Source organism: Ruegeria sp. AF3, assembly GCF_056536285.1.
Genome location: NZ_JBQFJM010000002.1, coordinates 188,101 through 207,484, shown reverse-complemented (window position 1 = coordinate 207,484; position 19,384 = coordinate 188,101). Strand labels below are relative to the sequence as shown.

The window sequence follows — 19,384 nt, the reverse complement described above, 5'->3', positions numbered from 1 at the left end:
TGAGGGTAAGGCCCTAGCTGCGACGCCCAATACCGCCGCTCATGTGCGAAGCAAAGCCTTGCCATGGGTCAGACCGTTCACCTTCTCCAGGATAGCGTCCGCGTCAATGCTATGGTGCCGATAGAGGTCGCCGATTGTCCCTGTCTGGCCAAAATGTTCGACCCCTAATGGGATGGTCTGATGTCCCTGTACGGCACCCAGCCAAGACAATGTCGCGGGGTGTCCGTCAATCACGGTAACCAGCTTGCAGTGGCGCGGCAGACCGGACATCAAAGTTTCGATGTGGGACCGAGCCGTTTGATTGCCGCGCGAACGCGCCCGTTGCGCTGCCGTCCACCCGGCGTTTAGCCGATCTGCTGAAGTCACCGCCAGCACTCCGATGTCTTTGCGTCCTTCGCCGATCACGCCAGCGGCTTTGATCGCTTCGGGTGCAACGGCCCCTTGATAAGCGATTACGACCTCGCAATTCGGGCCCGGCCTCCGCAACCAGTATGCACCATCAATGGCACCTTGACGGAACTCATCGTCCACGCGTTTGCCAGGCTGTTCAATCGGGTTTGTCGTCAAGCGCAGATAAACCGAACCGCCTGTTTCGTCACGCAGCCAGGTGCGTTCGTCCGGCTGCCCTTCGCCGTCGCGCTGAAGATAATCAAAGGCCCATTCCATGATCACGGCCAGTTCATCGGCAAAGGCTGGCTCAAAGGCCGCCAGACCGTCCTGGCTCATCCCGATCAACGGTGTGCCAATGGATTGATGTGCGCCGCCTTCTGGGGCCAGCGTAATGCCCGAAGGCGTGCCGACCAGCATAAAGCGCGCATCCTGATAACAAGCATAATTGAGTGCATCGAGGCCGCGGCTGACAAAGGGGTCATACACAGTACCGATCGGGATAAGCCGCTTGCCGAACAGGGAATGCGAAAGGCCCGCAACGCCCAAAAGCAACATGAGGTTCATCTCGGCAATACCAAGCTCGATATGTTGCCCTTCAGGAGTAAATTCCCATTTTGCCGTCGAGGGGATACGGTGTTCAATAAAAGCGTCGGCTTGCTCGGATCTGGCAAACAGTTTGCGCCGGTTTACCCACGGGCCAAGGTTTGTTGTGCCTGTGACATCAGGAGACGTCGTCAGGATACGCTCGGCCAATTGACTGTCGCCCTTCGACAAGTCATCCAAAATCTTGCCGAAAGCCATTTGGGTCGAGATTTCGCGGCTTGTGTCGATGTCAATAGATGGAACATCCAGCTTGTCATCGAAATAGCGTCGCGGACCTTTGGCAAAGAAGGAAACTTTCGACAGAAAGTCTTTCAGCGCTTCCGGGTCCTGCACTGCCGCAAGTGGCTCCCATTCCTCACCGGCAGGCACGCCCATGTGTTCTTGCCACGCGACGAACTGGCTGTTGTTCATCAGCCCACCGTGGTTGTCCTTGTGGCCCGCAATTGGCGTACCCCATCCCTTGATCGTGTAGGCCAAGAAACAAGTAGGGCGGTCATGTTCGATGGCAGCAAAGGTTTGGGCCATGGTCTCAACGCAGTTGCCGCCGAGGTTTTCCATCAATGCAGCGAGTTCGGCATCTGTGCGCCGCTCGATCAGCGCCGTCACATCCCCCTGATCCCCAAGATCGTCCATGAGGCGCTTTCGCCAAACCTCGCCGCCCATGAACGTCAGGGCCGAGTATTCCTGGTTCGAGCAGGCATCAATCCAGTCTCGCAGCCGATCGCCGCCAGGTTCTTTGAAGGCCGCACGCTGCAACACGCCGTGCTTCACGCGCACAACATCCCATCCGAAGGCATCAAAGATTTTCTCGATCCGTTCGAACAACCCTTCACGAACGATGCCATCAAGTGACTGCCGGTTGTAGTCGATAATCCACCACGTGTTGCGCAGGCCATTTTTCCAGCCTTCCTGCAATGCCTCGTATACGTTGCCTTCATCCAGTTCAGCGTCGCCTACAAGCGCCACCATTCGCCCCATCGGGGCATCTGCCCCCCAGTTTTTGGCCTTGACGTAGTCCTGAATGATCGAAGCAAACGAGGTGATCGCGACACCCAAACCTACCGAACCTGTCGCGAAGTCGACATCATCGATGTCCTTTGTCCGGCTGGGATAGCTTTGCACGCCACCAAACCCGCGAAAGTTTTCCATCTTCTCGCGGGTCTGGTTGCCCATGAGGTACTGCATCGCGTGGAAAATCGGTGACGCATGCGGTTTTACCGCAACCCGATCTTCGGGCCGTAAAGCCGAAAAGTAGAGCGCAGTCATGATCGAAACCATCGACGCAGACGACGCTTGATGACCACCGACCTTTATCCCATCAACCTTGGGCCGGATATGGTTGGCATGGTGGATCATCCAATGCGACAGCCACAGCAGACGCTGTTCAACGATTTTCAACTGGTTGGGATCATACGGCATGGTGGTCTCCGGGACTCAGGCGGCACTGCGGGCAGGGTAGGGCAAAGCTTGCTCTAAATCTGCAAGGATATCTTCAACGTCTTCCAACCCGACGGAAAGTCGGATCAGGCCATCGCTGATTCCATGTTCTGCTCGTTCTTCCGCAGTATACGTCGAATGGGTCATGGATGCCGGGTGCTGGATTAGGGTTTCTGCGTCCCCCAAGGACACGGCGCGCTGGATCATGTTCAGGCGGTTCATGAACTTGATGCCACCGGACAGGCCAGACTTGATTTCAAAGGCGATCATGGCCCCCGGCTGCGACATCTGGCGTCGTGCGACATCGTGCTGGGCAAAACTCTCAAGCCCCGGGAAATACACCTCACTGACGGCAGGGTGTGCCTGAAGGTAATCGGCAACAACCTTGGCGGACGCACAGTGGCGATCCAGTCGCAGGTTCAGTGTCTTCAGCCCACGCAGGATCAGCATTGCGTTGAATGGTGCCATCACTGCGCCTGTCATGTCCTTCATGCCGACAAGCCGGATCTCAGAAATCTGCTCGGCGGTTCCGACCACAAGACCCGCGACCACATCGCCATGCCCGCCCAGATATTTGGTGGCGGAGTGAAGGACGATGTCCGCGCCGTGCTCGATCGGGCGGGTCAGATAGGGGCTGGCATATGTATTGTCGACTACAACCTGCGCACCAACAGAATGCGCGATCTCTGAACTGGCGGCGATATCCACCAAGCGCATGTTTGGATTGGCTGGGGTTTCGAAGTAGACGACACGGGTTTTTTCGGAAACAGCGGCTTTCAGGTTCGCGGGGTCCGTCATGTCAACATGGGTAATAGTGACACCCCATTTTGCCAGACCGTGGCGCATGAAAGCGAATGTGCAGCCATAGAGTGTTTTGTCGACAATGACTTCGTCACCTGGCGACAACAGGGTCCAAAGTACGGCGGTAATTGCGCCCATCCCACTGGAGAGCGCGAGCCCAGCCTCGGCACCTTCCAGCACGGCAATACGCTTTTCAAGAAGGTCACAAGTAGGGTTCGATATCCGGCTATAGATATGACCTGCGCGCTCGCCAGCAAACATTTCACCGCCTGCCTCTGCGGTTTCGAAGGAGAAGGTTGAGGTCAAGTGGAGGGGCGGGGTCAGTGCACCATCATTTTCAAATGGGTTGTAGGCATGATGAATGGCGCGAGTGGCAAATCCGGTTGTGTGGGTCACGGTGGGCTCCTGATCTAAGTCGTTATCACTTTGCGCCTTTACTTTGAGCAATGGGTTGCGAATAATGCCACGTTGAGGACCTACATTGGCATATTATGCTAAAAAATGGAGATAAGATGGACGCCAAGGACAGGCAAATCATTCGAGCGTTACAGCGAGATGGGCGTATGACGAACCAGGATCTTGCTGATGAGGTCAATCTGTCTCCTTCACCGTGTTTGCGGCGGGTCAAAAACCTTGAGGCCAGCGGTGTCATCAAGGGATACAGTGCCGATGTGGACGCTGCTGCATACGGGATGGCTATAACCGTCTTTGTCCGCATCCGGCTTGAGCGGCACAATGAAACAGATGTGCAGAAATTCGAAAAACGCGTTCGGATGATCGATGAAGTTCTAGAATGCCACGTGCTGACCGGCGCAATGGATTACCAGTTGCGGGTATTGGTATCGGACCTCGAAGCATACGAAGACTTTATTCGAAACCGAATTCACCCGATCGGCGGGATAGCTTCGATCGACACCAGCTTTGTTTATGGAACAGTCAAGAAAACAGCGGTGTTTCCAGCCTGAGATGGTTTGAGTTCTCGAAAGTGACCCTTAGCATTGAGTTCTAGATTGTTAGGATGCGGAAGAACCAGTTTCGAGTTTCCGTGACTGTGAGTATTACCTCGGTTAGGTAAAATTCGCCGACTGGATGCGTCTCCGTACAAGTAACATAATCATCATTATGCGCTAAATTCGACTATTAGGGTGTGCGCTACCTTCAAGTGCGACTCCTATTAGAAAACAATGAGTTATCTAATGAGGAGATTGTGCCATGGGAGCTGTTTACACCCAACTGAGCATTGAGGAACGCCGCAGAATCGAACGCTGGCGACATGCAAAGGTCCCTGTTCGCGAGATGGCGCGTGTGCTGAAGCGCTCAAAGGCCACGATCCATCGTGAGATCAAACGAAACTTTTTCAGCGATGAATGCATGCCCAAATGTGACGGCTACTATGGTGCCGCCGCCCATCTGATGGCGGCCGATCGGCGCGCCCGGCAACGCAAGCTGATCCGCTATCCGCATTTGCTCAGGAAAGTTGTCGAGCGACTCAAGCATGGCTGGACGCCTGAACAGATCGGCAACCGGATGATCTATGAGGGTGCCAAACTCAGGGTCTGCCAGGAAACCATCTATCGCTATATCTACTCGAAAGAAGGCATGGCCAGGAACTCTGGTGGTACCTGCCAAACCACCGCAAGTATCGCCGTCCCCGCCGTGCCAGAAAGCGTCAGGCACCCAAGTTCGACCGCGATGTCAGCATCCTGTTCCGTCCCGATGACGTGGCGCATCGCCGCCAGTTCGGCCACTGGGAGGGAGATTTGATGCTATTCAAACAGAGCCTTGGGCAGTCGAACGTGGCATCCCTGATCGAACGCGTCAGCCGGTTTACGGTGTTGCTGAAGAACCCGAACAAGCGCACGAAGCCGGTCATGGGCAAGATCATGAAAGCGGTTCGCGACCTGCCCCACCTAGCCCGGAAATCCATCACATTCGACCGCGGCACCGAGTTCGTCAGCTGGCCACATCTTCAGGCCGAGATCGGAACGCAGACGTGGTTCTGTGATCCCTGCTCTCCGTGGCAGAAAGGCACGGTCGAAAACACCAATCGGCGGGTCCGAAGGTGGCTGCCGAGAAAGCGGGACATCACGGCGGTCACAGATCATGAACTGAAAATGATCTGTGACCGCCTCAACAACACGCCCCGCAAATGCCTCGGATGGAAAACGCCAGCCGAAGTGTTCAGAGAAAGGATGATGGCAGAGTTGGCTCGATCTCCCTACCCTCGAAGGCAATAGGAGTCGCAGTTCAACTATCGCTCACACTCCTCCTACAATTCGCATTACTTCAAATTCTCAAGGTCGGGTCACAACAAAATCCGGCACGATCGCTGCCTGTTTGATCGCTTCCTCGACATCATGCCCGGCGAAGAATCCAAAATCCGAGACAAGTGCCGAAGCCACTCCGGCATGACGCGCGCCCAGAATGTCAGTATGCAAACTGTCACCCACCATCAGAACGCGGGATTTGTTGACAGGCCCAAGTCGCTGAAAAGCAAGATCATAGATATTGCCGAATGGCTTTCCATAAAATTGCGGGGCTACACCTGTCCGGTCGGCCAAACGGTGTGCGAAAAGACCTGGTTCTTTGGAAAAGCCGTACTCGCGCGGGGCAACGATATCCGGGTTGCCCACCAATACCGGGCGGGGACGGCTTAGCAATGCCACCTCCAACATCGCCTGCCGGGCTTCGGTCCAGGCGGCTGACCCGATCATCAGAAAACCATCAACAGATTCATAGGGCTGCGGGTCATCTTCCAGATAGGTTAATTTCAAACCTTCCAAGTCGCGAAGACCGGCGCTGGGTGTCGCCATCAAACCCCAATGCAGCCCACGTTGGCCATTCAGCCCGGACAGCAACGTAGCCCGACTGGTGATCACATCCTGCGGCGCGAAGTCATATCCCAGTCTGGTGTATTTCTCCAACAGCGTGGCGTGGGGAAACCCAGCGGCATTCGACACCACCAAGACACGTTTGCCCGCAGCCTTCAGTGACTTGATCCGTTCGGGCGTTTCGGGGATCGCCGTGTCGCCTATATTAAGAACCCCGAACGCATCCAGAAGAAACACGTCAAACTCATCCATAATTTCGGAAAGAGTCTCGATACGACGATAGCTCACGTTGTTCGGTTCTATATCTGGAAGGCGGTGCCGGACGGCTTCGTAAGCCTTGAAAGCCTCTTGCGCTGAGAATCCGGTCAAATGATCGCTCCTCGTACTTTTGCCGAAACCCACTCGCTGATCATGACCGCAAAAAGAATTACAATTAGGATCAGGCTCACTTGCGGCCACGCCAGAACGTTAAGCGAGGCCGAAAGCTGCAACCCGATGCCACCGGCGCCAACCAGCCCAAGCACTGTGGACTCGCGAATGTTGATATCCCAACGAAAGACTGCAATTCCGGCAAATGCTGGCAGGATTTGCGGAACGATCCCATACGCCATGACTTGCCACCGCGAAGCACCGGTGGCTGTGATCGCCTCGACCTGACCGTGATCAATCTCTTCAATCGCTTCGTAAAGAAGTTTAGCGCAGAACCCGATTGAACGGATGGCGATTGCTATGACACCTGCGAACACGCCCGGTCCAATGATAGCGATCAATAGCAGCGCCCAGATCAGCGAGTTGATTGAGCGGGTCGAGACAATGACCAACAAGGCAATGGGGCGGATGAACAACGCCGACGGAGTAGTGTTGCGGGCCGCCAAAAAGGCAACAGGTACAGCCAAGCACAGAGCGATGATCGTGCCCAGAGTAGCAATGTTCAGGGTATCCCAGATCGGGCGACCCAACTGGGTGATATAGTCCCATTTGGGCGGCGTTGCTCGGGTCCATATATCGTTGGCGATACGGGGCGCGTCCCAGACAAAAAACCAGGTTGTCGATTCTGAAATGAGCTGCCAACAGTAGACAAAAATCGCTACGCCCAAAAGCCAGCCAAACCAGCGAACCAGGCTTTGGCCCGTCGTCCGCCTGCGCCAGATTTTTGTATCGTCGCGTTCAAGAACAGGCATTACTGAACCCTCGCGCGGATAATCCCCGAAAGGTATTCAAGGGCCATGACGATCCCGATGATAAGGATCAGAATGGCGGCTGCCGTGTCATATTCATATCGATCAAAAGCAGTGTTCAGTGTCGCGCCAATGCCGCCTGCCCCCACCAGCCCGAGAATAGCGCTTTCCCGGAAATTGATATCGATCCGGTACATGGAAAGACCCACAAGCCTAGGCATGATCTGAGGCTGAACCCCGTAGTTGATCCATTGCAGCCATCTTGCACCAGAGGCCTGGATCGCCTCTGCCTGAACTTTGTCCATCGCCTCGATATCTTCAGCCAAGAGCTTGGAAAGAAATCCAATTGTCGCGAAGGACAGCGTCAGAAATCCTGCCAGCGGGCCAAATCCGAAAATGGCCACAAGCAAAATAGCAACGATAATTTCCTGCAGTGCCCGGCTTAACGCGACAATGCCGCGGCAAATTATGTAGATTGGCAACGGGGCGATATTACGTGCAGCACCCAATCCAATCGGGATCGAAATCAGGATACCAACAACCGACGCGGCCACGGTCATCACAATGCTTTCCAGAAGGCCGGCCCAGATATCTGACCACCGTGAAATGAAATCCGGGCTTGTAAAGGCAAGGACGAACGCCCATCCCCTGTCCAGCCCCTCATAGACCCTTCCCCAATCAACATCGATGGTCATGAAAGCCGCAATCAAGTAAGCGAAGAACCCCAGTATCAATGCCCTGCGCAGCAACGTGTTTTTGATAAAGGCCGGTTTGCGCCAGCCTTTTCCCAGCATATCGTCAAGTTCTCGATGGCTCATTCTGCTGCCTCGACATCTTCATCCTCATCCACTTTTTCGATGGTCGCTTCCCAGTCTTCCTCGCCGTAAATCTCGGTCAGCTTTTCCGGGGTGAGCCCTGTTGGGAGACCATCAAACACGATTTCGCCAAAGCGGAGGCCTACGACACGGGGAACGAACATCTGGGCCAACGCCACGTCATGGATGTTGATGATGGCTGCCAGCCCGCGTTCCTGACACAGTTCGGTGATCAACCGCATGATCTGACGACTGGTCTTCGGATCCAGCGACGCGGTCGGTTCATCGACCAGCAACAACTTTGGGTTCTGGATCAGAGCGCGGCAGATACCGACCCTTTGGCGTTGACCACCCGACAACTCGTCCGCGCGTTTGTCAGCCATGTGCAACAGTCCCACCCGGTCCAGCAGGCGGAAAGCCTCGTCCACATCGGACTGCGGATACCGCCGCAGAAAGCTGCGCCAGAAACCGACATACCCCAACCGACCGGACAATACGTTTTCCATCACGGTGAGGCGTTCGACTAGGGCATATTCCTGAAAGATCATACCCATTTCGCGGCGTGCTTTCCGCAACGCACCCGAGCCGAGTTTGGTCAGATCCATGTCGTCCAGAAGAACACCGCCGCTTGTGGGCTCAACCAAGCGGTTTATGCAGCGGATCATGGTCGATTTACCCGCGCCCGAGGGTCCGATCAGTGCAAGCACCTGCCCTTTGGGAACCTCAAGATCGACGGCCTTCAGTGCCTGATCTCCGGTCTTGTAGGTTTTTGTTAGCTTTTGAAGACGCAGCATAAATTGCCCCCGATTAGGGTGATTAGCGGGCCTATTCAGGCCCGCCGGATTGACCAAGGCTTATTGGCAGGCGTAGGAGACGCCGTTTGCCGCGTCAATTTTCCGAATGACGTCCCAAAAGTCCTTGTAGTTCATATCGATAAACTGGGCCTCGTTGGACTTGGAGAACTCTGCCTGTAACGCGGTTCCTTCCCAATCAAACGTGAAGAAGGCCTCTTTAATCTTGTCCTGAAGCTCGGGCGGAAGGTTGTAAACAGTGCCGAAACCAGTAGTCGGGAAGGTTTGAGACTTGTAGATCGACACAACTTGATCAGCACTGATAACATCTCGTGCGATCATACGCTGCATCACAGAATTGGCGACAGCACCTGCAGGATAATCCTTGTTGGCCACACCGAGAACAGTATTGTCGTGCTTGCCTGAGAAGACTGGTTCAAAATCACGATCTGCAAGCATGTCATACTCACCCTTCAGGATAGCAGATGGCGCTTTGAAACCCGAATTCGACGTGGGCGACGAGAAAGCAAGCTTACCGCCCTTGATGTCTTCTACCGACTCCACACCTGATCCTGGAAATGTGATCAATTCCATCTCGTAGCCGAAATGTCCATCTTCCGACGCCATAATTGTAAATGGGCGGAAACCGGCACAATTCACTGCCAAAGGGTTAGATCCAGTGTTGAAACCCGAAATATGCAAACGTCCAGAGCGCATAGCCTCAATTTGCGCCGCGTTCGATTGAACTGGAAATATCTGGGCATTTTTGCCAGTTACACTTTCAAGATGGTCAATGAACTCAACCCAAGCATCCCGGTAGACCGCCGGATCCTCAACCGGTGTATACGCAAAAATCAAGGTGTCAGGATCAATCCACTCATTGGGATCAGTGGGGATATCCGCAATCAAATCCCCATCCACGTCGCAAAATCGCTCGTCCAGATCACCCCTCGGGCAATCTTGCGCCGAAGCTGTGCCGGAAAGCGACATAAGCGAAATTGCCGATGCCCCAATCAATAATCTGATGTCTATCTTCATGTTTTCCTCCCAGTCATGCGCGGTCTTTTTGCAGTCCGCTGTTCGTCATTCGTTTCAGTGTTTACGGGGCGACGAGAACATCAACCTCGGCACCGTTGATCGCGTTAAGCAATTCTCCTGTTGGTTTCGTGTCGGAAACTATGGAATCCAGGCTGGTCAGGTCTCCGACCTGAGACAGGCCTTTACGGCCAAATTTCCCTGAATCGATTAAAAGATGTCGATTTGCTGCGCGCGTCAGCATCATTCTTTTGACAGCCGCAAAACCGCGCACGGTTTCTGAAGGGCCTTCAACCGAAAAACCCGACGAGCCGATCATGCATCTGTCGACATTGAACCGAGACAGGAATTCCAGCGTTTCGGTTCCAATCGTCGCAGATTCGGTTGCCAGATATTCTCCTGGACAAAGCAAAACCTCGGCAGCCCCATGGCCGAGGGTCATTGCCACCGGAATAGAATTCGTAATCACTGTGCAAGGAGTGCCGAGATAGGCCAATGCACGGGCCATTTCGATTGTGGTCGAACCGGAATCGATCATGACCGTTTCACCATCGCGTACCAACCCCGCCGCGCTGATACCTATGCGTTCGCGTTCCTCAATCCGCGCGTTGGCTCGCTCGTCCAGACCTGGATAATGCCCTTGTGCCGGGGCAGATGCCCCTCCGTGCGCGCGTGCGATCAGGCCGTCATTCGACAGGGCGTCAAAATCCCTGCGCACCGTCTCGTTAGAGACGTTGAAACGCTGGGCCAATTCATTGATGCGAACGTGCGGGCGAAGCTTCAACTCCAGCAGTATTTGCTGGCGCCGGTCGGATTTCTTTACCCTACCCCGACCCTTTTCAATCGTTTTGGCACGTATTTTCGTTTTGGACATCCAACAACCCAATCAGGTTTCAAGCCCCACCTTTGTGGGATTTCGGGCATAATGCAATAATTTTTGTTGCATAACCCTCAGTAGGTTGTGACAATTCGGAAGAGTCTAAAGCGCAAGGCAAGAATGTGTGAATTGAACCGTTTCAAAGTGAAAACCCAAGGACCACCATTAACGACTGAAGGTTATTCTGGGTGCGCTTTTGATACCGTGTCATTGAGGGCAGCATGAGCGACGGCAACATAACAGACCAGATTGCAGCACTTCCGATGCGCTGGGACAGTGATGGAAAGCTGCGTGTTCTGATGGTGACTTCGCGCGATACAGGACGGTGGGTCATCCCAAAAGGTTGGTTGATGGAAGGAAAGAAACCCTGGCATGCCGCCGAAATTGAAGCACTGGAAGAAGCAGGTGCAGTCGGGGCAATCTCGAAACAGCCAGTTGGTCATTTTTTCTATGACAAACGCTTTGAGGGCGCGAATAGCGTTCGTTGCCGCGTAACCCTCTATCCAATGGTAGTTGAAAAACTGAAACGGCGTTGGAAAGAACGGGACGAACGGACGCGTCACTGGTTTTCACCAGGGAAAGCGGCAAAGCTGGTGGAAGAAAGAGATCTCTCAAGTATTCTGAAAAATCTGACGGGCAATCAGAACGCCCAGTCAGTCATTAACAAGCTTCGAAAAGCTGGATGAGAAAGCGCCTGACAAAACAATAGATACTGGGTGCGCAATAACCAAAGGGAGGAAGAATAATGAAAAAAATTACATCCACGGCCGTCGGGTCGCTGATTGCAATAGCCGCGTCTGTGTCGGCAGCGCAGGCAGACAAGCTGGCACTCTATTGCTCCGCGCAGGAAGACTGGTGCCAACTCATGGCGCGCAGTTTCGAAGATGCGACGGGCATCGACGTCAACATGACGCGTAAGTCGTCAGGTGAAACCTTTGCACAAATTCGCGCCGAAAGTTCGAACCCAAAAGGAGACGTGTGGTGGGGCGGCACGGGTGACCCGCATTTGCAGGCCGCTGAAGAGGGCCTGACAATGGAATACTTGTCGCCAATGCGCGACCAGCTTCATGATTGGGCGATTTCCCAGGCCGAAAGTGCCGGAAACAGAACGATAGGTATCTATTCCGGCGCACTTGGGTATGGCTATAACGCAGACCTGCTGGCGGCCAACAACCTGCCCGAACCCGCCTGTTGGAAAGACCTGCTAAAGCCTGAATACAAGGGCCACGTTCAGATGGCCAACCCGAACTCGTCTGGTACGGCCTATACGACGCTGGCCTCGATGGTGCAGATCTTTGGCGAGGATGAAGGTTTTGAGTTCATGAAAGGCCTGCATTCGAATATCAACCAGTATACCAAATCCGGATCGGCACCAATCAAAGCAGCCGGTCGTGGCGAGAACACGATTGGCATCGTCTTCATGCATGACGCGGTAAACCAGGCCGTATCGGGTTTCCCGATCAAGGTAGTCGCGCCATGCGAGGGTACGGGATACGAAATTGGCTCGATGTCCATAATTGAAGGCGCCCGCAACGAGGAAGAGGCGAAGAAGTTCTATGACTGGGCGCTGTCGCCCGAGGCGCAGAACCTTGCTCTTCAGGTCAGCGCGTTTCAGGTGCCATCGAACAAGAGCGCAGAAACATCGGAAAGCGCGCCTGACATGAGTCAGATCAAGCTGATTGACTATGACTTCAAAAAGTATGGTTCCTCAGACGAACGGAAACGTCTGTTGCAGAAATGGGACGAAGAGGTTTCGGTTCTGCCGCAGTAAATGATTGACCGGACTTCAAAAAAGACCCGCCCGGTTCTGATCTTTTGGGTCATCGCCGGGTGGGTCGGGTTTTGCCTGCTGCCGTGGTATATGGTCGACGGCGGCCTGTGGTCATTCGAATGGCTTTTTGACGGCTACCCGTTTGACGAAGATTATGCCCCCGCTGCATTTCTGATCGCACAGGGTGAGAAGCTTTGGCTGGCCCCACTGTTGATCGCCCTGACCTTACCCCTTCTGGTGTTGAAACGAGCGAAATCTGACCCGCTCTATGCCCGTGTTCTGATCCTTTCCGGTGCACTCGGCTTCGGCTGGTTGATTGCACAGGGCTTTGGGATTGGCATCCGGGGTTTCAATTTCAATTGGTTGGCAGCCTATTTTGGTGAACTTGGCGATCGCCAATTCGGCATGGGCTATGGTGCAATGATTTGCGCATCAAGCTTTCTGTTCCTGTTGACCCAAGGCATTGCGGCAAGAGGTGCCATCAACGGTGACGTCTTTGTTGTCAGTGCGATTGGCGGTGTGATTACCATCGTCACCGTCTTTGTCTTTTTTCCGATCGCCAAGATGCTGTTCGCTGCTTTCGTCACTGAAGATGGCGCATATTCGATTGCTGTCTTCTTCTCAAAGTTCTTTGATGGCCGGCTTTGGGGGTTGGGGTGTTTTTATGGTGCCAGGTGTGGCGCGGCATGGAACTCACTGTTTCTTGCCATCCTGGTTGGCTTCGTCACGACTGCCCTGGGTTTGTGCTTTGCACTGGTCGTGACCCGCTCGGGCTTTCGCTACAAACGCCTGTTGCGGGCTTTGACTGTTCTTCCGATCATCACCCCGCCATTTGTGATTGGGCTTGCGCTGATCCTGCTTTTTGGCCTGTCAGGCTCAGTCACACGGTTCGTCGCCGATCTGTTCGGCACGCAGCCAACGCGCTGGCTGTACGGAATGCCAGGTATATTCATCGCACAGGCCCTTGCGTTCACACCTATTGCATTCCTCGTTCTAATCGGCGTGGTGGAAGGCGTCTCGCCATCTATGGAGGAAGCGGCCCAGACTCTCCGCGCCAGCAGGTGGCAAACGTTCAGGACAGTGTCCCTGCCCCTGATGCGCCCCGGACTTGCCAATGCATTTCTTTTGGGCTTCATCGAAAGTATGGCCGACTTCGGAAACCCACTTGTTCTGGGTGGGAATTTCGACGTTCTATCGACTGAGATTTTCTTTGCCATCGTAGGGGCACAATACGACCAAGGACGGGCCGCCGTTCTGGCCATGGTATTGCTGTTTTTCACCCTTTCGGCCTTTTACGCACAGCGTGTTTGGCTGGGTAAGAAAAGCTATACAACCGTAACAGGCAAAGGCGACGCAGGCGTGCACCCTTTGATGCCGACAGGCCTTTCTGTTCCCGTGCTGGTATTCGCCCTTGGCTGGGCGGTGTTCACGATCATTGTCTATGCAATGATCATCTACGGCAGTGTGGTCGAGCTTTGGGGTGTCAATAACTCCCTGACCCTAAAGCACTACGTCACTGCATTCTCTGTACGATTTGAAGAAGAGGGCATTCGTTGGACCGGCGCCGCTTGGGACAGCTTCTGGACCACCATAACCATTGCGGCAATTGCTGCACCTCTGACGGCGGCGGTTGGGCTGGTAACGGCTTACCTGTTGACCCGGCAGAACTTTGCAGGAAAGAACGCTTTCGAGTTTGGAACCATGCTGTCCTTTGCTATCCCCGGTACGGTGATTGGTGTCAGCTATATTCTTGCCTTCAACGTTCCGCCAATCGAAATAACCGGCACAGGCGTTATCCTTGTTATCAGCTTCATATTCCGCAACATGCCGGTTGGGGTCCGTGCGGGCATCGCCAGCATGTCGCAACTTGACCGCAGTCTTGATGAATCGTCGCTGACCCTTGGTGCAAACTCGTGGCAGACATTTCGTCGTATCATTCTGCCGCTGCTACGCCCCGCGATACTGGCCGCACTTGTTTACAGTTTTGTTCGCGCGATGACGGCGATCTCGGCTGTGATCTTTCTGGTCAGTGCCGAATACGACATGGCAACCAGCTATATTATCGGGCGGGTCGAGAATAACGACTATGGTCTAGCCATTGCGTATTCGACGACGCTGATCTTCGTGATGCTGGCAGTTGTTGCGTTGATGCAGCTGATCGTTGGTCGCACTCAGATCGGGCGTCGAATGACGCAGTCACGCACCAATGTTTAGGAGATTTTGACATGAGCCTGCAATCCAAGGCCGCGCCGGTACGGTTCGAGAACGTGTCGAAAGTGTTCGGCAAAAACGTTGTGGCTGTTGATAACATTAACCTTCATGTCGAAGCGGAAAAACTGGTCACGCTGCTTGGTCCGTCAGGCTGTGGGAAAACAACGACGTTGCGCATGATCGCCGGGTTAGAAATGGCAAGCTCTGGCAAGATTATGATTGGCGACCGGGACGTCACCAAACTGCCCGCAACAGATCGCGACGTATCAATGGTGTTTCAATCATACGCGCTGTTTCCCCACATGAGCGTGCTGGAGAACGTGATGTACGGCCTCACATTCTCGGGCTTTGCAAAGGATGAGGCTCGGAGCCGCGCCTTGCATGGCTTGCAACTGGTAGGGCTCAAGGGGTTCGACAATCGCCTTCCCTCCGAACTCTCGGGTGGTCAGCAACAACGTGTCGCCGTCGCGCGTGCGCTGGTTCTTGAACCACAGGTTCTGCTGTTTGACGAGCCGCTATCCAACCTCGATGCCAAGCTGCGACGCCAGGTGCGCGAGGATATCCGGGCCATCCAGCAAGACCTTGGATTAACGGTTGTCTATGTCACCCACGATCAGGAAGAGGCCCTGGCCGTCTCTGACGAGATCGTCGTGATGCGGAACGCCGCGATCGCTCAGATGGGTACACCTCGCGAGCTTTATGACGCCCCGAATGACCGGTTTGTTGCCGATTTCATAGGCGAGGCAAACCTGCTCAACTGTCAAATCATTGCAACCGACGATGATACGGCAACAATCGAGATCGAAGGTTACCGCCACACTCTGCCGCGTCGCGGTTTGACAAATGGGCCCGCGACCATCGCTGTACGACCATCGCGCCTTGTGATTGGTTCTGATGACGGAATCGCCGCTACAGTGGCCAAGGCAACCTATGTTGGCGTGCGGATGGAATACACACTGACCGGCGCATTTGGTCAGGTTTTTGCGGTCCACGACGATGTTGATGCACCGCTTGCACCGGGTACTGAAATCAGGATGGGGTTTGCCGGCAAAGGACCGGTACTTCTGCCTGACTAGGTGCCGGATTTACTGATCATTACTCACCCCGAGGTCGTTATTGATCCGGATACCCCCATTACGGAATGGGGTCTGAGCACGACAGGTCGCTGGCGCGCCGCATCCTTTGCCGCCAGTGAAGCTATGGCCAATGTCAGCCATATCTGGGCCAGCAGCGAACGAAAGGCTCGCGACACTGGTGAGATTCTGGCTGCGCCCTTGGGGTTGCCCTTATATTTCCACCCGGATCTTGGCGAGAATGATCGGAGTGCCACAGGTTTCCTGCCACGGGAAAAGTTCGAGGCGGCCGCCGACGCATTCTTTGCCCAGCCGAACATTAGCTTTCGCGGTTGGGAAACTGCGGCCGATGCTCAGAGGCGCATTCGTCGTGCAGTGTCGGAGATCATTCGTGCCCATGGAGCCGGAGACCTCGCAATCGTTACACATGGCGCGGTCGGTACATTGTTGTGGTGTGAACTTTCTGGAAATCCGATTAACCGCCAGTACGATCAACCGTCACAAGGCCATTATTGGCAGGCAAGCCTGACAAATCTACGACCTTATTCCACTTGGTTATCAATGGCCTAGACGTTAAGCACCCCAAGCGTTCTCTGCGATTTCCAGCAAGCTTTCAAATACATCTGGCGTTCCGACGATCACACGCCCACCGTCGCGGATCATCGCGTCGGCGTCTTGATCTTCGACAACACCACCCGCTTCCGTAACCAACAATTGCCCAGCCAGACAATCCCAAGCGTTCATGTGTTCTTCCACATAACCCAGAAGTCGCCCGGCTGCGACATAGGCCAATGACAATGCACCACTGGCGTTTCTGTGAAACATGGAACCGCGCTCGATCAGCGCTGCGACCACCGGCACGACGTGGCGAGTTTCGATCCGGTTCGAATACCCCACAGAAACCGTCCCGTCCTGAAGAGCAACCCCAGAGGCCACGTGTATCGGTGAACCGTTCAGTGTCGCGCCCTCTCCACGTGTTGCCACAAAGGTTTCGTCCATATTCGGATCCCGGATCACACCGACCGCAGTGCGCCCTTCGGTGACACCGGCCAGAACAATCGTCCATACCGGTATGCCATTGACGAAATTCGTAGTTCCATCAATTGGATCAATCACCCAGTCAAACCCGCTCTCACCGGTGGCAGCGCCGTGTTCTTCGCCAAATATCCCGTCTTGCGGCCAGGCATCCATGATCTTTTGGCGAATGAAGGTTTCGACGTTTTTGTCCGCCTCACTCACCCAGTCCTGAGCACCTTTTTGATCGATGACCAGATTACTCCTGTCCAAGAAGTATTTCTCGGCAATCACCCCAGCTTCTTCACAGACCGCGATGGCAAAAGCTCTGCGTTCCGAAAGACGATTCATGGCCTGTCCTTTTGTGTTTGTGTATCTAGGGCCAACATTGCGGTCCAAGCGGAAGGCTTGCAATGACTGAGTTGCAGTACCGTTCAATTCAATTCATGCCGCTTCGAGGTTGCCGAGCAATATGGACGTCATATCGGCGGTTATCACGCCGTCTATGGCAACAACATCCATTCCAGTCTGATAATCAACGTTGCTTTTTGTAATTCCCGACAAGTCCGCATCTGAATCCAAAAAGACCCATTGAGGTTCATGCGCAGTGGTTTGCCCAACGGCCACCTGCAAGATCGCCAGTGCATCCAGGGCATTGATGGTTCCATCTTGATTGATATCCGCCGCGATCAGGTTTTCCGCATCGGCAGGTCCCCATGTCGGATCGAGGCCAACCGAAATGCGTAACACTTGCAAGGCATCCAGGGCGTCGATCTCTTTGCTCGCCGTTGAATAATGTTTGACGACGTCCAGTCTTCCGGGGAAAGTGCCATCTGGAAGGTCCAAATCAAATTGCCCCTGATCGTCAGCCGTGACAGATACCGTGCCACCACCGTCAGGAGTGAACTTGATCTCTGCATCCGACAATCCGGGATTTGCAGATTGGCTGTCCACAGTGATTGGCCCAAGCACGCCATCCGAACTGTCGGGCGTCAAACCGCCGAAATCACCGAAATCAACCGGGATGTGATCGGGGCCTTCAAACCCGGCCCCGAAAATATCGGTACTGGTCAGCGTTCCACCCGAAGCTGACTGAACCTGCACCACCTCGCCCCGATAGTCTATCCGCGCCCCTTGAGTGGTGCTGGTAAAGGTCAGTTGCTGAGGGGACCGCAACAGCAAATAGTCGAACATGTCCAGACGGTCCACACCCGGTTGAAAATCCGTGATCGTGGTCAGACCGCTGCCCGACTGCATCACGAAAATGTCGGCCCCTGCTCCACCTGACATAGTCGTAGCACCTGTTCCAGCTATCAGTATGTCATCGCCATCTCCGCCAATCAGGGTGGTATCCAGAATACTGCCGCTCAGCATGTCGTCTGAGGTCGTCCCCGACACTGTTCCAAACCCTTTGTCCACGATCCCCAGATCATCGACAGGAACCGAAATAACAGTGACTCCAGCGTCTTGTTCCGACGTAACCAGAATCTGCAACTCATTGCCGACATGTGCAATGCTCAGCGATTCGACATTCTGCAATCCACTAGTCAAAGTGTCGGCGAAACTGTCCAGATAGACCAGCTGGCCTTCCGGTGTCAGCGTGAACAATGTAAGCCCATCGTCGCCGCCACCCACCACGACGAATACGCGCCCGTTGATGTCCACGACCTCAAGGTCCTGCACGGATTCAAAGCGGGTCGTGAGCGAATCCAGAATATGGTCTGTGGCGCTCAGGCTGCCGTCAGCGTTAAATTGAAGCACGCTGAGCGAGTTGCTGCCTGCACCCGCCACGATTACCCAGGACTTGCCGTAGGCTTCGGTCGTTTCGATGGCTGTCGGGTTAGAGATTCCAAGGGTTCCGAGGGCCGAACTGTTGTCAATCTCGGTCAACTGACCCGAAATGCTGTCGACCCGATAAGTTGAGACTGTATTGCTGGCCGCATCACTTGAGATCAGGAAATGGTCTGTTCCTGCGCGCAACGTCTGCATCGCGCCACTAAAGCCTGCAACAAGGCCAGCAAGGCTCAGCGTTCCGTCTGGATTAACAAGATATGTCCCAATTTGACCCGTTTCTTCATGAGCCATTGCTAGAACATCCATGGGTCCGATCGACACTTGAACAATGGCCGAGATATCTCCGCCTCCTGTCAGAGATCCGGTTTCCGTAAGGGTGTCCAGGGTACCATCCGGGTTTAGGTCATATCCGACCAACCCGACCGCCATATTCACATCCAGTACAAGTTGTTCGGTTCCCGCCAGCGCTATTGGTGTGCCACTGCGACCAACGTGAAACGTGATTGTGCCGCTGTAATATTCCGTGTCGACCAGTTGAGGCATCGCGCCCTCGACCAGCCTCCAGACCGCGACGCCGCCGCCCGGTCCGGTGACGGTATAAAGATACGTGGTTCCGTTAAACGTTTTTAAAGCCGTATCGCCGATACCTGAATCGAGCGCCGCGCTCCCCGTTGCCACCACACCTTCGAATTGAAGCATCTCAGCCACACCTCCTGCGCCACCCCTGGCCTTGACCAAAAGATGACCTGATGCACGGACCGAA

General features: G+C 54.5%; 16 protein-coding genes and 1 pseudogene. 7 read left to right on the top strand and 10 right to left on the bottom strand.

Annotated elements, in window-relative coordinates:
* Positions 1 to 39: 39 nt before the first annotated feature.
* A complete protein-coding gene (locus ACR3FC_RS17585) occupies positions 40 to 2,412 on the bottom strand; it encodes a 1-deoxy-D-xylulose-5-phosphate synthase N-terminal domain-containing protein (protein WP_480477278.1) in 2,373 nt (790 codons plus the stop codon).
* Positions 2,413 to 2,427: 15 nt separating this feature from the next.
* Positions 2,428 to 3,627, bottom strand: a complete 1,200-nt coding sequence (locus ACR3FC_RS17580) for a methionine gamma-lyase (RefSeq protein WP_480477276.1) — start codon at positions 3,625 to 3,627, stop codon at positions 2,428 to 2,430.
* Positions 3,628 to 3,743: 116 nt separating this feature from the next.
* On the opposite strand from ACR3FC_RS17580, the gene ACR3FC_RS17575 reads away from it, so the two are divergent.
* Positions 3,744 to 4,196 carry an Lrp/AsnC family transcriptional regulator gene (locus ACR3FC_RS17575; RefSeq protein ID WP_209507088.1) on the top strand — a complete coding sequence of 151 codons (453 nt, stop codon included), beginning with the start codon at positions 3,744 to 3,746 and terminating at the stop codon, positions 4,194 to 4,196.
* Positions 4,197 to 4,443: 247 nt separating this feature from the next.
* Positions 4,444 to 5,468 (top strand): annotated as a pseudogene (locus ACR3FC_RS17570) (IS30 family transposase).
* A gap of 57 nt (positions 5,469 to 5,525) precedes the next feature.
* Here ACR3FC_RS17570 and ACR3FC_RS17565 read toward each other — a convergent pair.
* From ACR3FC_RS17565 to ACR3FC_RS17540, 6 genes are all read right to left on the bottom strand, one after another.
* Positions 5,526 to 6,431, bottom strand: coding sequence for an HAD-IIA family hydrolase (locus ACR3FC_RS17565; protein WP_480477274.1), 906 nt, complete (start codon positions 6,429 to 6,431; stop codon positions 5,526 to 5,528).
* Complete coding sequence (gene phnE / locus ACR3FC_RS17560) at positions 6,428 to 7,243, bottom strand: phosphonate ABC transporter, permease protein PhnE (protein WP_480477272.1); 816 nt, start codon at positions 7,241 to 7,243, stop codon at positions 6,428 to 6,430. The genes ACR3FC_RS17565 and phnE (ACR3FC_RS17560) overlap by 4 nt, the downstream gene beginning before the upstream one ends.
* Entirely contained in the window at positions 7,243 to 8,058 is an 816-nt protein-coding gene (gene phnE, locus ACR3FC_RS17555) for a phosphonate ABC transporter, permease protein PhnE (RefSeq protein WP_480477270.1), read from the bottom strand. The genes phnE (ACR3FC_RS17560) and phnE (ACR3FC_RS17555) overlap by 1 nt, the downstream gene beginning before the upstream one ends.
* A complete protein-coding gene (gene phnC / locus ACR3FC_RS17550; RefSeq protein WP_480477268.1) occupies positions 8,055 to 8,849 on the bottom strand; it encodes a phosphonate ABC transporter ATP-binding protein in 795 nt (264 codons plus the stop codon). Before phnC ends, phnE (ACR3FC_RS17555) begins: the two co-directional genes overlap by 4 nt.
* A gap of 60 nt (positions 8,850 to 8,909) precedes the next feature.
* Complete coding sequence (gene phnD / locus ACR3FC_RS17545) at positions 8,910 to 9,884, bottom strand: phosphate/phosphite/phosphonate ABC transporter substrate-binding protein (protein ID WP_480477266.1); 975 nt, start codon at positions 9,882 to 9,884, stop codon at positions 8,910 to 8,912.
* Between the two features lie 61 nt (positions 9,885 to 9,945).
* Complete coding sequence (locus ACR3FC_RS17540) at positions 9,946 to 10,755, bottom strand: DeoR/GlpR family DNA-binding transcription regulator (RefSeq protein ID WP_480477264.1); 810 nt, start codon at positions 10,753 to 10,755, stop codon at positions 9,946 to 9,948.
* Positions 10,756 to 10,979: 224 nt separating this feature from the next.
* Here ACR3FC_RS17540 and ACR3FC_RS17535 point away from each other — a divergent pair, with 224 nt between their 5' ends.
* From ACR3FC_RS17535 to ACR3FC_RS17515, 5 genes are read left to right on the top strand one after another with little or no spacing between them, the layout of a single operon-like run.
* Complete coding sequence (locus ACR3FC_RS17535; RefSeq protein WP_480477262.1) at positions 10,980 to 11,444, top strand: NUDIX hydrolase; 465 nt, start codon at positions 10,980 to 10,982, stop codon at positions 11,442 to 11,444.
* A 59-nt stretch (positions 11,445 to 11,503) separates the two neighbouring features.
* Complete coding sequence (locus ACR3FC_RS17530; RefSeq protein WP_480477260.1) at positions 11,504 to 12,529, top strand: ABC transporter substrate-binding protein; 1,026 nt, start codon at positions 11,504 to 11,506, stop codon at positions 12,527 to 12,529.
* The gene (locus tag ACR3FC_RS17525) at positions 12,530 to 14,743 is read left to right on the top strand and encodes an ABC transporter permease (RefSeq protein ID WP_480477258.1); all 2,214 of its coding nucleotides are present in this window, start codon (positions 12,530 to 12,532) and stop codon (positions 14,741 to 14,743) included. It abuts the gene before it with no gap.
* An 11-nt stretch (positions 14,744 to 14,754) separates the two neighbouring features.
* A complete protein-coding gene (locus ACR3FC_RS17520; RefSeq protein ID WP_480477256.1) occupies positions 14,755 to 15,816 on the top strand; it encodes an ABC transporter ATP-binding protein in 1,062 nt (353 codons plus the stop codon).
* On the top strand, positions 15,817 to 16,383 hold the full coding sequence (locus ACR3FC_RS17515) for a histidine phosphatase family protein (RefSeq protein ID WP_480477254.1): 567 nt from the start codon (positions 15,817 to 15,819) through the stop codon (positions 16,381 to 16,383).
* A gap of 3 nt (positions 16,384 to 16,386) precedes the next feature.
* Here the strand turns inward: ACR3FC_RS17515 and ACR3FC_RS17510 are convergent, their stop codons facing one another.
* Together ACR3FC_RS17510 and ACR3FC_RS17505 are read right to left on the bottom strand one after the other, a co-directional pair.
* A complete protein-coding gene (locus ACR3FC_RS17510) occupies positions 16,387 to 17,178 on the bottom strand; it encodes an inositol monophosphatase family protein (protein ID WP_480477252.1) in 792 nt (263 codons plus the stop codon).
* A 93-nt stretch (positions 17,179 to 17,271) separates the two neighbouring features.
* Positions 17,272 to 19,320, bottom strand: coding sequence for a dockerin type I domain-containing protein (locus tag ACR3FC_RS17505; RefSeq protein ID WP_480477250.1), 2,049 nt, complete (start codon positions 19,318 to 19,320; stop codon positions 17,272 to 17,274).
* Positions 19,321 to 19,384 lie beyond the last annotated feature (64 nt).

What these genes read in the sequence shown, in the direction of transcription:
- ACR3FC_RS17525 (WP_480477258.1), top strand. Translation starts at nt 12,530, where the DNA reads ATGATTGACCGGACTTCAAAAAAGACCCGCCCGGTTCTGATCTTTTGG.
- ACR3FC_RS17520 (WP_480477256.1), top strand. Translation starts at nt 14,755, where the DNA reads ATGAGCCTGCAATCCAAGGCCGCGCCGGTACGGTTCGAGAACGTGTCG.
- phnE (WP_480477270.1), bottom strand. Translation starts at nt 8,058, where the DNA reads ATGAGCCATCGAGAACTTGACGATATGCTGGGAAAAGGCTGGCGCAAA.
- phnC (WP_480477268.1), bottom strand. Translation starts at nt 8,849, where the DNA reads ATGCTGCGTCTTCAAAAGCTAACAAAAACCTACAAGACCGGAGATCAG.
- ACR3FC_RS17510 (WP_480477252.1), bottom strand. Translation starts at nt 17,178, where the DNA reads ATGAATCGTCTTTCGGAACGCAGAGCTTTTGCCATCGCGGTCTGTGAA.
- ACR3FC_RS17585 (WP_480477278.1), bottom strand. Translation starts at nt 2,412, where the DNA reads ATGCCGTATGATCCCAACCAGTTGAAAATCGTTGAACAGCGTCTGCTG.
- ACR3FC_RS17505 (WP_480477250.1), bottom strand. Translation starts at nt 19,320, where the DNA reads ATGCTTCAATTCGAAGGTGTGGTGGCAACGGGGAGCGCGGCGCTCGAT.
- ACR3FC_RS17540 (WP_480477264.1), bottom strand. Translation starts at nt 10,755, where the DNA reads ATGTCCAAAACGAAAATACGTGCCAAAACGATTGAAAAGGGTCGGGGT.
- phnE (WP_480477272.1), bottom strand. Translation starts at nt 7,243, where the DNA reads ATGCCTGTTCTTGAACGCGACGATACAAAAATCTGGCGCAGGCGGACG.
- ACR3FC_RS17535 (WP_480477262.1), top strand. Translation starts at nt 10,980, where the DNA reads ATGAGCGACGGCAACATAACAGACCAGATTGCAGCACTTCCGATGCGC.
- phnD (WP_480477266.1), bottom strand. Translation starts at nt 9,884, where the DNA reads ATGAAGATAGACATCAGATTATTGATTGGGGCATCGGCAATTTCGCTT.
- ACR3FC_RS17530 (WP_480477260.1), top strand. Translation starts at nt 11,504, where the DNA reads ATGAAAAAAATTACATCCACGGCCGTCGGGTCGCTGATTGCAATAGCC.
- ACR3FC_RS17575 (WP_209507088.1), top strand. Translation starts at nt 3,744, where the DNA reads ATGGACGCCAAGGACAGGCAAATCATTCGAGCGTTACAGCGAGATGGG.